Raw genomic sequence first — 18,744 nt, forward strand, 5'->3', positions numbered from 1 at the left:
ATGGAGGAAGAAATAGAAAAGAAAGTAATGAATTTGGAGAAAAAAGCGTTGGTAGAGTTGAGAAGAATATGGAAGAAGGTACATGGAGAAGAAGCGCCCAGATACTCAAAGAAATATCTGATACCGAGATTGGCTTATAGAATGCAGGAAAAAGCATATGGAGAAATGTCAAGAAAGGGGACAAAAAGACTAGAGTATCTGGCAGACCGACTAGAGAAGGGAAAAAGAATAAGTAGTGATAAATTACCAGTAGAAGGGACAGAATTAATACTAGAGAGAGGGGAGGAAACGCATGCGGTGATGGTAACAGATAAGGGTTAATCTACAGAGAAGAATTTTTCACATCATTATCAGCAGTAGCCGGGAAAATAATGGGAATGAGCTACAACGGACCTTTATTATTCGGTATGCGTGATAAAAATGAAAATTGAAGAGAATAAAATGCTAAAAGAAGTAAGGTGTGTGATATATACGAGAAAATCAAATGAGGATGGACTAGAACAAAAGTTTAACAGTCTTGATGCGCAGCGAGTAGCATGTGAAAAATACATAAAGAGCAGAGAAGGCTGGGTAGCATTGGCCAAAAAGTACGATGATGGTGGATATTCAGGGAAAAATTTAGAAAGACCAGCAATAAAGGAATTATTTGAAGATGTTAAAGGAGGAGAAGTAGATTGTGTAGTAGTATATACGCTGGATAGGCTCTCAAGAGAAACAAAAGACAGCATCGAAGTAACGTCATTTTTTAGAAGGCATAGAGTAAATTTTGTAGCAGTAACGCAGATATTTGACAATAATACGCCAATGGGAAAGTTTGTACAAACAGTGTTATCAGGAGCAGCACAACTAGAAAGAGAAATGATAGTGGAGAGAGTAAAAAATAAAATAGCAACATCAAAGGAGCAGGGATTATGGATGGGAGGAACTTTACCGCTGGGATACGATATAAAAGATAAAGAATTAATAATAAATGAGAAAGAAGCAAAAGCAGTAAAGCATATATTTGAAAGGTATGTAGAGCTGAAGTCAATGGCAGAGTTGGCAAGAGAGTTAAATAGCCAAGGTTACAGAACAAAATCAGATATCTTTAAAAAGGCCACGGTGAGAAGAATAATAACAAATCCAATATATATGGGAAAAATTAGGCATTATGAGAAAGAGTATGAGGGAAAGCATGAAGCAATAATAGAAGAGGAAAAGTGGCAAAAAGCGCAGGAATTGATAAGGAATCAACCATATAGGAAAGCAAAATATGAGGAAGCACTGCTTAGGGGAATAATTAAGTGCAAGAGCTGTGATGTAAATATGACACTGACGTATGCAAAAAAAGAGAATAAAAGATATCGATATTACGTATGCAACAATCACTTAAGAGGAAAAGGTTGTGAATCAGTGAATCGAACAATAGTAGCTGGAGAAGTGGAAAAAGAAGTAATGAGGAAGACAGAGCAGCTATATGAAAATTGGAAAGAAAAGACCGAAGAAGAGTGGAAAAATTTAAGTTTTGGAAAGCAGAAAGAAGTAGTGAAAAAGTTAATAAAAGGAGTAATGGTAAAAGGAGATGGAATAGAGGTGGGTTCGGAGGATAAGGTCGAATTTATAGCAATAAAGAAGAAAGGAAAGAAATGCGTGGTAATAGAGCCAGAAGGGAAAACAAATAATGCGTTACTAAAAGCAGTGGTAAGAGCCCACCTATGGAAACGGCAACTGGAGGAAGGAAAATACGAAAGTGTGAAAGAGCTGAGTGCCAAAATTAATATAGGTACAAGACGTATACAGCAAATTTTGAGGTTGAACTATTTAGCACCAAAGATTAAAGAAGACATAGTAAATGGGAGACAGCCAAGAGATTTGAAATTAGTTGATTTGAGAGAAATACCGATGCTGTGGAGTGAGCAAAGGGAGAAATTTTACGGCTCAGCGTCGTAACGTTTATAAAAACAACAATATGAAAAAACATCGAAAAAAGTATGTGCCAGAAAATTAAAAAAGGTTATTGCAAAAGGAGCTACTACAAAGGGCCACACAAAAAGATGTTGAAATTGATATAGAAGAGCAAATAAATGTTACAAGATCAATTATGTAAAAATATCAATACAGGTGATGAAGATTTTAGCATATTAGGTGCAACAATGGTAGAAAATGATCCAATTTTAGCTGCATATTTTAATAGTAGACCTGGAGTGTAAAAGGCAGCTCAGAGCCAATTGTATGTTCCATATCCTCATTTTGTAACCAGCTTAAAAACAATATAAAAGAGTATTCTTAGAAGACATTGGTACAACTTCCTTAATCTATAAATTATAGTAGTTTATATTTAAATAATAATCTTTAACTTTTATGAAAAATTAATCTACCTAGCCCTAGAATCAGAAGTTCTTCTTAACTCTTCACGTCCTACCCATGAATCTTTGTTCTTGTTAGACTCGCTTATTACTTCAGGACGCATTAATCCACCAGATCTTTCAAAATATCCCTGTTCAATAGCATCGTAGACCCAGTAGTTACCAAGCTCGCAATCATTACCTAACTCTTCTTCGCGACCTTTGAATTTTTCTAATATTTCTTCTCTATTACTCACTTCTACTATAATTTTGCTTTTATTCTGTATGTCAGGATACAGCCTAACGTCTACATTTCCCAAACTAGTATAGAAAGTTAATACTATACTGCTACCTTCTGTAAGATCTGTGTAATTCCTTATGCCATCTTCAGTTTTTATTTCTACTTCACTTTTACCGATCTTTACTATATTTCTTCCACACTTTACATCTCCATCTGTTAGACCTAAATCCCTTGTTCCATCTGTAATCTGCGCAACATCTATTATACTGTCTTCTGAATATTCTAAGTAAAAAGTAGCGTTATCCATTTTTGCACAATTTAACTTGCCGTTGGTCGCATTTTTTGCGATTTTCAGAAATTTATGAGTACGATCAACACACTGTTCATGAGCTTTTATCATATTAGCTTTGTGCTCTTTAAACTCCAGTTCTATTTCATCAATAACGTTTAAACTATTCCAGTTACTTAACCTTGCTCCTTTTGATATTAATGTACATACTATATTGCTAGCAACTTCATGGTTTTTTTCTAGTTGGTCAATTCTTTCTAGTATGTAATCTGTGAAACACTGACCTCCATCTTTAGTAAGATTCAATCCCACTCCAGACATGATAGCCTTATCGACAACTTTCTGTAATTCAGCTATGTTTGCAGCTTTTGGTATTTCACTTACAAACTGATTTAGTTGCCGTAGTTGATCTGTTAAACAAATGTCCAATAAACATTGATGTGGTACATAAGTTTCCTCTGTCTCTTGCTCAGTTACCATTAATTGTGATTGAGTTGCCGAGAGTAAATTTATCACTTCAGTATACATATAATCTTTAAGTATTTCTAAATTATTTTCTTCATCCCTAATACTCAAAATCATCTTTAAATCTTCATTGTTTTTATTTTTATCTAAGAACTTTTTCAGGTCCTCAACACCTTGAACGTTATATTTGGAAGAACCATTCTCAAGTTTAGATGTACTTTCAATTAGCTTGTTTAATTCTTCATACAATTTCTTTTGCTCTAAATTAAAGAAGCACTCTGCAACATCCAAAGTACCTTTATCAATTGCAATTTGTAGAGGAGTTTTTCCATTATTGTCCTTTATATTCAAATCAGCTCCATAGCTTACAAGAGAATCCACATATTTCTTTTCAACAGGATAAGTAGCAGCATAGTAATGTAGAGGTGTTTTTCCCTTATAATCTTGTATATTTGGTTCAGCTCCTGCTTTTAAGAGACAATCCACTAAAGTACAACTATCAAATGAATTTAGGATTGTTGGAAGTATATGTAACAATGTTAACTCTGACGCCCCTACTTTAAGATCGAGAACAGTTTTTAGATCTGGATTACTCTTAGTTTTCTGTAAAAATTGTTGGAGTGTTGAAGTATCACGACTATTGATAATATGAAATAACTTTTGAATTAACTTCTCCTGATTCTTTGTTAATTCTGATCTATGCGCTTTAATAACCCATTCTTTTTCTAATAAGCTCCAATTACTTGTATTATCCATTAAGTTCATATTAATCCAAAATAAACTTTGTTTAATGAGTTCGTAGTAGTCATCTTTACTACTTGTTGGTAATTGAGTTATTTCTAATTCCTGCTCATCTGTGCTTGGCCATCTTTGCCCAGTGCTTGGTTTCCATTTCGGTTCCTGCTCATTTGTTTGATCACTTTGCCGATTGGTAAGTTTTATAATATGTTCTACAAATTCTTTAGTCTCAACCATAGCTACCCCCTAATTCTAAATATAGGATGTATTATATATAATATATAATATTGGTCAAGCTAATTTCAACGTAATATTTTTACTGCTCATATTTTTGTTAAGTTTTTATGGTGAGTACTACTACTAGGTTAAAAGTTGTTTATGACTCCAAGTTTTAGCCAGTTTTACTATAGATCAACAAATTTGAGAAGCACTAGCGATATTTAATATATAGGAATATGATGCTTTAAAGGAGTGCAAAAACTGCTGAAGCTTATACAGTAACCTGCGGAGCCACTTCAGCAGAATAAACAAACACATGCCAGTATTAGTAGAGAATTATTTATAAGTCAACTAACTTTTTAAAAAATATTTTAGTGAAGATACCATGCTAGCTAGTGTTATAAAGAATTGAATTATTGACTCTTCCTAAGATTGCAAAAAAGGTCGTATATTTGTGAGAACAAGCCGCGTAAAAATAAGGTTATAAAAATAGAAGATTTAAATTATTTCAATAAGCTTAGGCAAAACAGTTCGTATGTAGATATGGATGAAATGGGCTAATGTAGCTAGTTTTAGCGTATAGTAAAATTATTATAAAGAAAAGTTCGTATGGTACATATGGAAGACCATACGATTCTAAGACAAACATTTCTCACCGCCATTGGTTTTGAATGCTGTAAATGATTGTTTTGCTTAAGATCTTAATAAAATATTGCTAAATTAATATTATTGAACTCGGAAATAACAGGAAAATTCATAACAGTTTTTATCCCCAATAGAATGAAATCCTTTTTATTGGTATCGTCCTTTTTGTGAAAAATATTCTTAACTTCTCTACAACTTTTTCTGGCTAAGGCCACATATTCTACAATAAATATTTGACATATACGTTATAGAGCAAGCAATTTGAGATTTTTTATAGTCAAGGGATCGTTATTTGTTGGAGCAACATCAGCCTATGGTACTATATGACCACTCAACATAAAACCGCTGCAAAAAACCATATAGAATTTACAAACCTATTACTAGTGATACGGTAGGAAAACGAAATTAATATAGTATCCCCTACCGCACACTTATGAAGCCTTAATAAAACATTGAAATTTATTACTTACCCTTAGAACTACCTGCAGAATTAACCTTAACTACGTTAAGGGCTTCTGTTATTTTAGTAGATACTCCATCTTTTTCAAGATCTATATCTTCCATTTTTTTTAATTTCTCTTGTTTATCTTTTAACAAATCATGCAGATTCTTGTGCATAGTATCATCTCTTTCTAAAGACCCTCTTGCCATTACTATTGCATCTGTCAGTACTTCACATTCTTTTATTTTTAATTCTTTATAGCCATCCTCACCTTTGAACTTCTCATTATGAATCGCATCAAGAAGAGTGACAATACTACCAAACTTACCCTCACGAATATACTTCCTAATTAGTGATTTTTCTGCCTCATAAAAAGCAATTTTTGATACTTTACCACCTTTTATTTGGTCGTCACCTTTCATTAGGTTGTCTTCCACCCATTCTGTAATCGAGTAAGGCTCATTATTACTCATTGCATCACACAAGAAATTTGAGTGTGCTCTTCCAAGTGCCATTTGTAAATTACTTTTACGTTTTTTCATATAACCTCCTTTGTATATGTATATATCTTTTAATGATTCCTCAGTAACACTGCCTCCTACCTCCATCTTTTTTTCTGGTTGTTCTTCTTCATCTGCAACCAGGCTACTTGCATTAAGGAAAGATTTATTTTGTTCTTGGTATTTTTCAAGCATTTGCTTTACCCAATTATCATTTAGTACTTCTCTAATCCCTTCGTGAAATTGCGCACCAATATAGTCTTGCCTTACTAGATTTATAAAAGAATTTAGTATCTCTTTCATTCCACTTCCTAATCCTTCCCCCACATTCTCTATAAAACCTTCCTTCAATCCCCTGTACGGCACTAGATGAACAATAACATGCGGAATAATCTTACTAGATAATACATCTCTTATCTGTTGTTCAGTCATTTGTGAACGAAATATTGCCCTATTATTATAACCTTTTGCATAACGAACCTGTGGCGCTCTATATTCATTTCCTTTTTGTATTGAATACATTTCTATTTCTGGTCCAGAAGAAGAAGGATATACTTCTATAGTCTTTTCTTTCTCTTTGTCTTTTTTTGCTAATACTCTTTCTTCTAACGGTTTAAAATCAAATACTGCATACAAATGTTTTGCTACATGATTATATAGAACATCATTTAGATTATTTTTATTAATCTTCTCATTATAATTACCTAAATCTTGACTATGTGCTCTAATAGTAAAATTACACTTCTCATTATAATCATCCAAATATTTTTCACTTTTTTTTGCATTAATATTAGTTACTTCCAGTAAAGAGTCTAAAACACTCAATGCACATGTTGTTCTCTTTACTATATTTCCTTCATTATTCACAATTCTAATACGCGAATCATAATCCTTAATATTCTGATCATTTATCTCTTGAGTAATTTCATCATGTAGTTGTACCTCAAATAACACTTCTTTTATTTGTCTTTGTAACTCTATTGTTCTAGCTTTTTTTTCAATATCTTTACTTTTATATAACCGGATTTCCTCCAATAAAGAATTACCTTCATCAGGAAAAGCAGCATGTATGTCTTGGTTAAACATAGTTAGTATTATTCTGACAACTCCCTCACACATTATCGTAACAGTGTTCATATCTTCTGCAGCTAATCCATCAGTTAGATAATCAATTCCATGGCTTATGTATTTTCTAAGTCTTGCATTAAAATCAGTGCGAGCTTTTTTTATTTCTTCTTCTGTAAAAATTTTTTCTTTGTTAATGGTTTCGATAATCTCTTTATCGTATATTAAGTGATATTTATTGTGTTGTCTTTCTCTAGTTTCAGTCGTGAGTTTAAACTCATCATATTTACCAGAAGGAATAACCTCTTTCTCTTTGAGATTATTATACTGTTTTCCTGTCAAACACAAACCTCCTCTGCTTATCATTAGTGGAATCATAACCTGTTCCACCATGTCTTCCAAATACGACTCGTAGTCACTTCCTAATTTTATTACACTCTCAATAGCACTCTTCACCGAAGAATATGATATAACGTGACGCATTTGTTTTCTAGAACTTCCCAATACCTTTGCACGCCCTACTACAGCGATTTTAGTATTGTCTTTGCTATCAACTATAATATCTACTAGCACATCAGGACTCATCTCTACTTTAAGCAGATCTTCTAAAAACTTATACGCATAAGCCTTACCACGTCCTCTAGGTATATTTCTTCGGGTAATTGGTGTAGAAGCACGTACAGGAGAAAAAAGACTACGTGAACCAAAGCCCCCGATTAATGCTACAAATTCATTATATGGAAATTTCAACTCTCTAGTAAATTCTTGCTTTTCAGAAAATGATTTACAGACTAATTCTCTATCATTCCCCTTCCTTTCTTTTCCTGTGAACATTTTATACTCTCGAAACACAAATGCTCGTTTTTTCCCTTCAGTATCGCTATTAGGTAGTTTGTTTCTTACCAATTCCATCTCTTCTTTACTGAATCTTGAGTCAGGACTGTTTATTCTATAAGAAATAGTATAGCACCTTACAATTTGTTGACCTTCTGAGTCTCTTTTATTAGTTAAAACAGCAAACTTCAAATTTCTTTCTTCAACGCAGTCTTGATTATTGTAACGACCTAAATAAATTACTTCAACGTTCCCAAATATATCAACAAAATGCGAAGATTCGCCAAGGTAACCTTCAATCTTTTTTTCAAGATCATTAAGAGGCTCACCTCTTCCTCTGTCGTTTTGTTTTCTCAATATTGGAATAAAATGACCATGGCCTCTATTTATTATGGGTATAGTATTTTCCTCATTATAATCTATGTCGTCCACATTCTTAGAACCTTCTTCACTATTTATGATCTGATTTGTCCATACCTCTTTTCCATCCACAACATGTCTTTCCATAACATGCAGTTTTACACTATACTTTCCACAAAGTATTCTACCTTCAACTTCGGAATCGCCCCATCTATTGTTATTTAGAATATTTTTTGCATAAGAATCTGGAGTTTCCCTACGCACTGCACCATTATTGTCATAACTGTTAGCAACAGCATTTATGAACCATTCTGGTGGGTTATTTTGTGCAAACTCTTTACAATATTCTCGCAGTTCCTCAACAGCAGCACTTATTCCTAATTGTCCTAGTCCTTGCTTAAATGAATCAAAAAAACAGTTTCCATCTGTAGTTGCCTTTCCTACACGAAAGCCCGGAGGCAAAATTGGCTCATTTTCTTGCATAAACACCCTCACAAATAAACATACAAAAACTTACTTCAACCAATACAACAACGAAACCACTATCATACAATCAACACCGCGATTAATTAATTGCCTACAGTACTGCAAGCCACTTACTTATAAGACTATGATATCAACTATGCTTTTATTGCCAAAAATTATTTGACTAAAATAAGGATAAAAACTTTATTTAGGTTTATATCTTCTATAAAAGTGTAATTGTATATAAGTTCTCTAATTGCATAAAAGTCAATAATAATTTTTTATATCATGAAAAATATTTTTTGATGTAAAATTCAGCTCTAATACAACCTTTTATTTACTATCGTATTATCTTATTCAATCAAAAGGTATCCGTTCAAGCAATGGCGTTAAGTTAAGGAAAGATTGTCTAATATAGCAAAATTTAAAGTAGGTGTTTTATTTGTTACATTTATTTTTTAGAGCATTTTTATCTAGAGTAATCGTATAAACCACTAACCTTATTAATTACTATCTAAAGTGGTTTTTTCCATCCCCTTTTTTTCTTTATGCCACTTTCCCTTAACTTGATGTATATGCTTTTTTGAACATTTTCGTATTAATCCTTTAATTTTCGGATCTCATCTAAAGAGAGGCCAGTGATTTCAGCGATAACATCAATAGAGACACCGGCCTTGAGTGAGTTTTTTGCAACTTCGATTTTTTCTTCTTGTCTACCTTTTTCTTGACCAACTTTAAGACCCTCATCAAATTTTTGAGCAAAAGCAGCAATCTCATCCATTATGCGTTTCTTCATTTGTTCATATGCTAGTAACTCTTCTTCTGACCAATTAAACTTATTCATCTCTTCATAAGCTCGTTTTATTATTACGTCACTACCAACTATCTTATCTAGATCCTCTTCCCTTGTTTCTGCTGCATATCGGAAAAAATAACACCATTTTTCTACTATATTTTCTAGTTGGTCTTCTTTTGTCTTTGTAAATTTAGGTAGTTCTATGAATACGAAGTAAAAATCCTTTAAGTCATGTTCAAAGCTATTTTGATCTAAAATGACATGATTAGATTTGTACTTAGTCTTATCTGGAAAAATAATACAATCAGCAACAGCTATGAAGATAATTTCCTTGAGATTATGATAATTATCACCTTGATCAGCTTGACTTGAGTAGGCTTTAGCAGCATAATATTGAGCACGTTTTTCGAAGCCCTTAGTCTTAGTGAATTGCATTTCTATAATATATCTTGAACCTTGAGAGTCTTTACAAAGAACATCGACAATACTCTGCTTTTTAGCGGCAATTTCAGGGTCCAAAATGGTAGCTAAGAATTCAACATCGTGAATAGCAGCTAAGCCAGTAAAGCCTAAAATATCGTTCAGGAAATGAATGAGAATATCTTTATTCTTCTCGGTGCCAAATATCCTTTTAAAGGCATAATCATTGCGTGCATCAAGAAATTTAGAAAAAGCCATGATAAATTAACCTAAAAAGCATTAATAATTATACACAATTCTGTAGAAATATTCAACTAAAATTCAAACCACAGGAGATAACATTTCGGGCTGGGATTTTGCAATTATTTCTGTTTTTAAATTAGTTAAGATACCTAATAGAGAACTTGATTTGCATTGATATTCAAGCTATATCCTGATAAGACTGAGAGTTGAAAATATGGCAATAATTCTTTTAGACACAAAAACTATAAATCGTATAGCAGCTGGGGAGGTAATAGAAAGGCCAGCGAGTGTAGTAAAGGAATTAGTAGAAAATGCAATAGATGCTGGAAGTTCAGAGATAGAGATCAAAATAGAAAGTGGTGGACGTAACCTTATAACTGTGACAGATGATGGAAATGGAATAGAAAAGGACGACTTAGAACTAGCATTTATGAGGCATGCCACTTCAAAATTAAGCGATAGTGAGTTAATAGAAATCAAGCACCTTGGGTTTAGGGGAGAAGCTTTACCTTCAATTGCAGCAGTAAGCAGAATGAAATTATCGTCTAAGGCAAGTGGAGCAAAGGAAGCATGGTCTATAAGGTATGAGGGAGGAGAAAAAATAAGAGAGATTACCCCTTGTTCTTTGTTGCAAGGTACATATATTGAAGTTCGTGACTTATTTTTTGCTACACCAAATAGACTAAAGTTTCTAAAAACCGAAAGGGCAGAAACACAAAGTATTGTTGATATTGTGAATAACTTAGCGATGATTAATTATAGTATTGGGTTTACTTTCACTTCTGGTAATAAAAAGCTCTTAAAATATGTTAAGCAAACTTCGCTGTTCAACAATAGCTAAGTTTCTTGTTGATAAAGGTGCTGATATTAGGGCTAAAGATAAAGATGGTAGAACACCTCTACGTATGGCCGCTTACAACGGTGATTTAGAGATGGTTAAGTTCTTTCTTGATAAGAATGCAAGTATCGAGAATAATGACCCATATAAGATGATGAAGATGGTTGATGTTCTAAAAAAAGAAATTATTAACCAAGCAGATACTGCGGCTAATGTAAAAAAATGGGCAGAGTTTTTTGTAGAGAAGTTAAGATATTCAATAAAAAATGTAGTACAAAAGAAGCTAAAGGATGGCATGTTGCATAATGGATATAGTTCAGTTAATAAACTTGCTGATGAAATTTATAGATCAGATGGAAAGTTGTTTGATGATATAATTAAAGGAGTTATAAATGATGTGTATGGAAAAGTAGATACAAAAAAAATATTAAGTTTTGTACGAAGTCATGGTTATATTGATCAGCTTATTTTAAGTTACGTAGCTGTGTTTGATGCAATGCAAGAGAATGATGATTTAAATAATGGTGCAGTATTTAAGTTAGCTTACTATATAAAAGAAACAATGAATTTTGATAACTATGCTAATGCCCGGTTAGAAAAAAGATCTAACCTTGAGGAGCTAAAAAGCAGATTGCCAGAGTCAGTAAAGAATATAGTATTTGCGTCAGAAGTATGTATTAAAAATACTTATCAAAATGAATATTTATATGCTGCTGATAGTTGTTTTAATTATGACAGCAATAGAAGAAAGGTATTTACTTGGACTCCAAAGAATGAAAAAAATGATAAGTTTAGGTGGATGATTAAACCTGATGGTGATAACTTTAATATAGTGAATGCTGGATTTAATGAAAATCTGTATGCTGCTAGTGATTATTTCAATTATGACAACGACAGGAGAATGGTATTTACTTGGGTTTCAGGGGGAGGAGTTGCACGAGATGTGTGGATGATTAAACCTGATGGTAACGACTGCTCTATAATGAATGTTAAGCTTAAAGAATATGTGTATGCTGCTGATTATGCTAAACATGACAAAGATAGAAGAAGCGTATTCACTTGGATTCCAGGGGGAGAGGTTACACAAGGTGTATGGAAGATTGAAGATTGTGGATCTACTATAAGAAAAGGTAGAAGCCAGAGTACAGGTACTGGCTCTAGAGACAATAATGGCGGAGCTTTTAGTTTTAATCAAAGCCTAATAGAGCCTCCTGTTTGCAATGTTTCTGTGAATAGTCATTTTGGAGAAAATGTTGATGTTCATTCTAAAGATGAAAATGGTTGGACGCCGCCACACTTAGCTGCATGGAAAGGTCAATTAAATGATACTAGATCATTAGTCGAGAAGGGAGCCGATATTAATGCTGAGAATATTTTTGGTAGGAAACCTATACATGTTGCTGCTGAAAATAATAATACAAACATTATAGAATTTTTTCTCAGCAAGGGAATGAGCATCGATGATGTTGATAGATATGGTCGAACACCACTATACTGTGCTTCTTGGAATGGTCACTTAGGTGTAGTGAAGTACCTTGTAGAAAAGGGAGCTGACATTAATGCTCAGGACAAAGGTGGTGAGACATCGCTGGATGCTGCTACTGATCAAAAACATGAAGATGTTGTAGGGTATTTAAAACAAGTGCAGCTAAATCAAGAATTACTTATTGCAGCACAATATGGTAATTTTGATGAAGTTAGAGATCTTGTAAGTCAAGGGGCTAGCTTGAATGCTAAGTATAGTAATGGGATGACTGTTATGCATTCTGCTGCTTATGGTGGTAATCTGGATATAGTAAAATATTTTGTAGCAGATGCAAAAAATAGCTTAGAAATTAAAGATAATGGCGGTAGAGTTCCCCTGCACTATGCTGCTTACAATGGTAAGCTAGATGTGGTAAAGTATTTTGTAGATGAAGGGGAAGTTGATGTTAATCTAAAAGATAGTGATGGGCAGACAGCATTGCACATGGCTTCTGGTGGCAGCCATCTGGATGTAATGGGGTATCTTGCAAGTAAGGGAGCAGATATCAAAGCTAAAGATAAGGATGGTAAGACACCGCTAGATATCGCCATCGACCGAAAGCATGATAGCATCGTAAAATACTTAAAACAAGCTCAATTAAATGAGCAATTACTGGCTGCAGTGCAAGGTGGTAATTTTAAAAAAGTTAAAGATCTTGTAAATCGAGGTGCTAGTTTGGACGATGCTAACATTGATGCTCAAGATAAGGAAGGAAAAACACCTTTGCATTTTGCCGCTCAAGAAGGAGATTTGGGCATGGTCCAATTTTTCCTTGATAGGGGTGCTAAGATTGAAGCCAAAGACAAATATGGATGGACACCTTTACACTTTGCTGCTTCTAGTGACAAGTTTGACATAGTTAAGTTTCTGTTCAATAAGAACGCTAATATTAAAGCTAGAGATATCTACGGCGATACACCTTTGCATCTGGCTGCTCAGTATAGTAGTAAGCTTGAAATAGTTGAATTTCTTTTAGATAAGGATGCTAGTGATATTAATGATGTAACTAATGACCACTCTACACTTTTACATGTAGCTGTAGAGGGAAACAAATTAGATACAGTCAAATTCCTTCTTGATAGAGGTGCTGATATTGAAGTCAAGGACATTCATAACCAAACACCTTTGGGATTGGCTATTCAAAAGGGTTACACAGATATAGTTAAAGCTTTGGAACGGGAACGATTAGGTAAAGAGTTATTTACTGCTGTGAGAGAATTTAATCTTCCTAGAGTTGAAGAGCTTATAAGTCGAGGAGCTAATGTTGATACTAAAAACAAGAATGGTAAAACACCGCTAGAGTTTGCTATTAATACAAAGAACGTTCTTGAAGAGAATCAGGAATCTCTCAATAGTTCATTATTGTTCACCCAACAAGGTCATATAGTGAGAGTTTTAGAACAGGAGCAATTACGCAGGAAGTTGTTTACTGCTGTAAGAGAAGAAAATCTCCTTAAAGTTAGAGAGCTTATTAGTCAAGGGGCTGATGTTGATGCTAAAAAGGATGGTAAAACGCCACTAGATATTGCTAAAGAGAAACTAAGAGAACGTGGTAAAAACAAAGAATGTAGTGATATTGTGCAGTGCTTAGAAAAACTCAAGCAGAAAAGAGGAGAAGCTGTACAACGTAAACGCCGTCATTTACTGAGTGAGTTGCTAGGTTCGAGTAATCAACCTGAGATAGCAGCAAGTAGTGGTACAAGACCATCTTCATGGATAAATAATTGTATTTCTTGGGCGAAAAAATTAGCAGCTAGCACTTTCTCTATAATTCCTGCATTACCCTCTCAATACAACATTGCAGACAAGAATAATGTAAAAAGTGATAATAAAAAAATACCACAAAGTACATCATCTGTTGGTTGGAATAAATTCCTAAATAATGAAAATATTGCTCTTGCGAGTTGTGTTGCCGATGCATTAGATAATACTCCAAGTAGGCGCTATCAAGGTTTAATGAGTAAAGGAGTAGAAGTTGTGCCAAGCAGCAGAGTTGCAGTTGAATTTGCTCTTAAAAAATTTAATTCATTTGTAGAAGATAAAATAAGAAACCTAGAATCAAAAGAACAAGCTAGAATACGTGTTGAACTTAAAGATGCGTATCCAGAAATAATAGCAAGCTTGGAAAGAGGAGTTGAATTTAGTAGTAATGTTGGGTTAGATAATGTTTTAGAAAAGTCCAAGAAGCGCTTTTGTACAAATGTCCTACAAAAAGATAAAGTATCAACTTATCTTTCTGAGATAGGAGTAACCAAGCTTGGAGGTAATCTCAATAGGTAGTTTATAATATAAGAGGTGGAGCTATAATGTGCCAAGTAGTGGAAAATTTAAAGTGAGGGTAGCCAAAATAATTAGAGATACCAGACCAAGTTTGATGGTCCTAATACTAACATGGATGAAGTAGACATTAAATGCTAAGTGGTTAATGTGTTTTCCATATTGAACTTACAGCACGTAGCTTTGATATAGAAGTTTGGGTAATGTTATGATAGTAATTTATATAATTCTATGTACAATCTTCATAGCTGTTTTAGACAGTTCACTAGATTCTTAATGAGGGGATATGTCTAACTTAGAGAAGGTTTTCATAAATGTTGAAGTGAATAAGTTGTAGTATTTATGTTTTTTCCCTGAGTTGTAAAATTTCAGAATGAGAGAGACCGGTAATTTGAGCAATAACATCAATAGATACACCGGCCTTGAGTGAGTTTTTGGCAACTTCAATTTTACCTTCAATTTTACCTTCAATTTTACCTTTTTCATGGCCGATTTGGATGCCTTCTTGTCTACCTTCATGTTTAGCATCATCGAGTTTTTGAGCAAGGACAGCCTGTTCATCACGAATACGCTTGATCTCCTGTTCATAGGCAATAAATTCTTTTTCTGACCAGTTGAACCTATTTAGTTCTTCATATGCTCTTTTAATTATTAGATCACTTCCTATTATTCTCTCTAGCTCTTCTTCACTAGTTTCGTCTGCATATCTGAAAAAGTAGACCCATTTTTCAACTATACTTGAAAGCTGATCTTCTTTGGTTTTTGGAAATTTAGGCAACTCAATAAATATAAAGTAAAAATCTTTTAGATCATGTTCATTAGTATCTTCATCGCGAATAGTATGCTTTGATTTGTACTCAGACTTATCAGGGAATAAAATACAATCTGCTATAGCAATAAAGATAATTTCCTTAAGGTCATGGTATTGATCACCTTTATCAGCTTGTCTTGAGTAAGCTTTAGCTGCGTAATATTGAGCACGTTTTTCAAAGCCTTTGGTTTTAGCGACCTGCATTTCGACTATGACTTGCAGCCCATTTTCATCTCTACAAAGAACATCGACAATGCTTTGTTTTTTAGAGGCAATATCAGGGTCTTGAATAGTACTTAAAAACTCTATATCCTTTATTGCACTTTTGCCGGTGAAGCCAAGAATATCATTAAGAAAGTGAATAAGGATATCTTTATTTTTTTCAGTGCCAAAGATGCGCTTGAACGATATATCATTTTTTGGATCGAGAAACTTCGAAAGAGCCATGACGGGTTAACCTAGAAAACATTAATAATTATACACAATTGTGAAGAAATGTTCAACAATTTTGATTTATGTTAACCTGTATAATATTTATTTCTGTATGGCAAAGTATACTACTGTTTCCATAAGGGGTTCTGTCGCATCTATAAATTGTGGTACAAGAAGATCGTTAAACTGGGATTATGGGAGTTATAGAGCAATTAGCATAGCAAAATTCTAAAAAGTAGAAACATTATCATTAGCCCCGATAATTTGTCTTTTTTGAATCATACGAATATTTTCTATGCCGGTAATGGTAATCTTTGCGGAGTGGAAGCTCTTAAAACCAAGCATTGGCTTTATTCGTTTTTTGATAAATCTATGATCTTGTTCGACAATATTATTTAGATATTTTATTTGAAAAACCATGATTCTACAATCTTCAGAAATTTCTGTATTCAAATCATCAAGAGCAGCAGTATTACTGCCGCTTTTATCAATTACTACTTTCTCAGGAAGGTTATTCTCTCTAAAGGCTTTACGAAAGAACGCAAGTGCCGCAGACTTGTCTCTACGAGCACACAACAGAAAGTCTACAGTATTACCAAGACTATCTAGTGCTCTGTATAGATAAACCCATTTGCCGTTTAATTTAACGTAGGTCTCGTCCATTCTCCAGCTACTGCCAACCTGCTTCTTCCTTTTCCTTACCGCTTCATCTATCAGTGGCACAAATCTGATAACCCACCTTTGTAACGTAGCATGATCAATTTTTGCTCCCCTTATACTCAGCATTTCTTCCAAATCTCGATAGCTCAAAGAGAATCTACATTTCATATATACAGATAACATTATTATCTCTGCTGAAAAGCTAAATCCTTTGAAATATGGCAATAATTTTGAACTAATACGAAACATCTTTGCTTTTTTTTTAGATGATCATATCACTTCTTTTCTACTTTCCTACAAATGTTACATACCAGGATTTATAGATGCGACAGAACCATTAAATGTTCTGAAAATTCTTCTTTATGGTTTGTTGAGTGACCAAGCCATTTTTCTATATCTTCTATGGTATCAAGAAACTTAGTCTGACTAGTAACATCCCACCAGAGATTAAGTATATCTCCGCCTTCACCAGTAGCAAAATCGTGCCATAATCCGGCTCTTTCTCCTCTTGTTTCTACTACTAAACTTTTCCCTTTATCTCCTCTAATATTACCAACATAGAACTTACCACCGTGGAAAGTACCATTTGGTAATAAGTAGGATAAAGATGATTCTATTCTTGAGAGTAGTTCTGCTTTTACTTCTGCTGCTCTTTCAAATAAAGCTTGCTTGTCATGCATATTGTTTTCTCCTGTTAAAATAAGCTATGTTTGTTGACAAAATGTCTCTGCTACATAGCTCATGATGATGTTTTTAAAGGCTGGTAATTTAAAATACAGTCATAAATGGGTAGAGAGATGTCTCTGTACCTTTTACTATAGTAATACCGGATTTCTCATAGGTTTTTCCGGAAGAGTGGAGAAATTTTTTTCAAGCGTAAGTTGACACTGTCCATATTTACCCCAAATATTTACAATTCAGAAGACCAGGTCTGCTAGGTCTTACTATAGTAAGTTCAACAAAATTACAAAAACTGTTCACTTTTTAGAAAATTTTGCACAACTCCGTTCTCTTATCTTTCATATTCCCCTGTAGTATATATACACGTTCAATTTCAAATTCGTCCGAAAAACTACAAAAATATATAGGCAACACTAAAAAAGTTCTCTTCTGTAGAGGTAAATGGTGGTATTGAAAATTTAACTCTGCTCTCAACTTACACTCCTCAAAAAAATTACAAAATTTAATTTCATTTTAACTTTAAACAAAAAGGCCGCCTATAAGTTGCATCTGCATTATGTTGCAAAATATACTATACTTTGCTTATGAGAATAACCAAATAAGCCATCCTTTTTTCGGTTCTGTCGCATCTATAAATCCTGGTATGTAACATTTGTAGGAAAGTAGAAAAGAAGTGATATGATCATCTAAAAAAAAAGCAAAGATGTTTCGTATTAGTTCAAAATTATTGCCATATTTCAAAGGATTTAGCTTTTCAGCAGAGATAATAATGTTATCTGTATATATGAAATGTAGATTCTCTTTGAGCTATCGAGATTTGGAAGAAATGCTGAGTATAAGGGGAGCAAAAATTGATCATGCTACGTTACAAAGGTGGGTTATCAGATTTGTGCCACTGATAGATGAAGCGGTAAGGAAAAGGAAGAAGCAGGTTGGCAGTAGCTGGAGAATGGACGAGACCTACGTTAAATTAAACGGCAAATGGGTTTATCTATACAGAGCACTAGATAGTCTTGGTAATACTGTAGACTTTCTGTTGTGTGCTCGTAGAGACAAGTCTGCGGCACTTGCGTTCTTTCGTAAAGCCTTTAGAGAGAATAACCTTCCTGAGAAAGTAGTAATTGATAAAAGCGGCAGTAATACTGCTGCTCTTGATGATTTGAATACAGAAATTTCTGAAGATTGTAGAATCATGGTTTTTCAAATAAAATATCTAAATAATATTGTCGAACAAGATCATAGATTTATCAAAAAACGAATAAAGCCAATGCTTGGTTTTAAGAGCTTCCACTCCGCAAAGATTACCATTACCGGCATAGAAAATATTCGTATGATTCAAAAAAGACAAATTATCGGGGCTAATGATAATGTTTCTACTTTTTAGAATTTTGCTATGCTAATTGCTCTATAACTCCCATAATCCCAGTTTAACGATCTTCTTGTACCACAATTTATAGATGCGACAGAACCCCTT

Annotated in this window: 10 protein-coding genes and 2 pseudogenes; 6 read left to right on the forward strand and 6 right to left on the reverse strand. The window is 33.7% G+C overall.

The window, feature by feature from the left end; genetic code table 11:
* The 3 genes and pseudogenes from OOL01_RS01975 (at nt 1) to OOL01_RS01985 (ending at nt 2,189) form a co-directional block, all read left to right on the forward strand.
* Nucleotides 1-431, forward strand: a pseudogene (locus OOL01_RS01975) (DUF2924 domain-containing protein).
* 10 nt (nt 432-441) lie between these two features.
* A complete protein-coding gene (locus OOL01_RS01980) occupies nt 442-1,929 on the forward strand; it encodes a recombinase family protein (RefSeq protein WP_264687011.1) in 1,488 nt (495 codons plus the stop codon).
* A 134-nt stretch (nt 1,930-2,063) separates the two neighbouring features.
* A complete protein-coding gene (locus OOL01_RS01985) occupies nt 2,064-2,189 on the forward strand; it encodes a hypothetical protein (RefSeq protein ID WP_264687012.1) in 126 nt (41 codons plus the stop codon).
* A gap of 164 nt (nt 2,190-2,353) precedes the next feature.
* Here the strand turns inward: OOL01_RS01985 and OOL01_RS01990 are convergent, their stop codons facing one another.
* From OOL01_RS01990 to OOL01_RS02000, 3 genes are all read right to left on the reverse strand, one after another.
* Nucleotides 2,354-4,294 (reverse strand): ankyrin repeat domain-containing protein, encoded by a 1,941-nt coding sequence (locus tag OOL01_RS01990; protein ID WP_264687013.1) that lies wholly within the window; start codon nt 4,292-4,294, stop codon nt 2,354-2,356.
* A 1,089-nt stretch (nt 4,295-5,383) separates the two neighbouring features.
* On the reverse strand, nt 5,384-8,605 hold the full coding sequence (locus OOL01_RS01995) for an OTU domain-containing protein (protein WP_264687014.1): 3,222 nt from the start codon (nt 8,603-8,605) through the stop codon (nt 5,384-5,386).
* A 580-nt stretch (nt 8,606-9,185) separates the two neighbouring features.
* A complete protein-coding gene (locus OOL01_RS02000; protein WP_264687015.1) occupies nt 9,186-10,061 on the reverse strand; it encodes an Rpn family recombination-promoting nuclease/putative transposase in 876 nt (291 codons plus the stop codon).
* A gap of 199 nt (nt 10,062-10,260) precedes the next feature.
* Here OOL01_RS02000 and mutL point away from each other — a divergent pair.
* Together mutL and OOL01_RS02010 are read left to right on the forward strand one after the other, a co-directional pair.
* Nucleotides 10,261-10,878, forward strand: a pseudogene (gene mutL / locus OOL01_RS02005) (DNA mismatch repair endonuclease MutL); the annotation flags it as partial.
* Complete coding sequence (locus OOL01_RS02010) at nt 10,853-14,689, forward strand: ankyrin repeat domain-containing protein (RefSeq protein WP_264687016.1); 3,837 nt, start codon at nt 10,853-10,855, stop codon at nt 14,687-14,689. The pseudogene mutL and the gene OOL01_RS02010, both read left to right, overlap by 26 nt.
* A 337-nt stretch (nt 14,690-15,026) precedes the next feature.
* Here the strand turns inward: OOL01_RS02010 and OOL01_RS02015 are convergent, their stop codons facing one another.
* From OOL01_RS02015 to OOL01_RS02025, 3 genes are all read right to left on the reverse strand, one after another.
* Nucleotides 15,027-15,944, reverse strand: coding sequence for an Rpn family recombination-promoting nuclease/putative transposase (locus OOL01_RS02015; protein ID WP_264376284.1), 918 nt, complete (start codon nt 15,942-15,944; stop codon nt 15,027-15,029).
* Nucleotides 15,945-16,157: 213 nt separating this feature from the next.
* Nucleotides 16,158-16,838, reverse strand: coding sequence for an IS6 family transposase (locus OOL01_RS02020; protein ID WP_264376282.1), 681 nt, complete (start codon nt 16,836-16,838; stop codon nt 16,158-16,160).
* A 68-nt stretch (nt 16,839-16,906) separates the two neighbouring features.
* On the reverse strand, nt 16,907-17,269 hold the full coding sequence (locus OOL01_RS02025) for a hypothetical protein (protein ID WP_264687017.1): 363 nt from the start codon (nt 17,267-17,269) through the stop codon (nt 16,907-16,909).
* A 704-nt stretch (nt 17,270-17,973) separates the two neighbouring features.
* Here OOL01_RS02025 and OOL01_RS02030 point away from each other — a divergent pair.
* Nucleotides 17,974-18,654, forward strand: a complete 681-nt coding sequence (locus OOL01_RS02030; protein WP_264376282.1) for an IS6 family transposase — start codon at nt 17,974-17,976, stop codon at nt 18,652-18,654.
* The last annotated feature ends 90 nt before the right edge of the window (nt 18,655-18,744 follow it).

The organism is Wolbachia endosymbiont (group B) of Rhopobota naevana, assembly GCF_947250615.1.
Classification (GTDB): Bacteria; Pseudomonadota; Alphaproteobacteria; order Rickettsiales; family Anaplasmataceae; genus Wolbachia.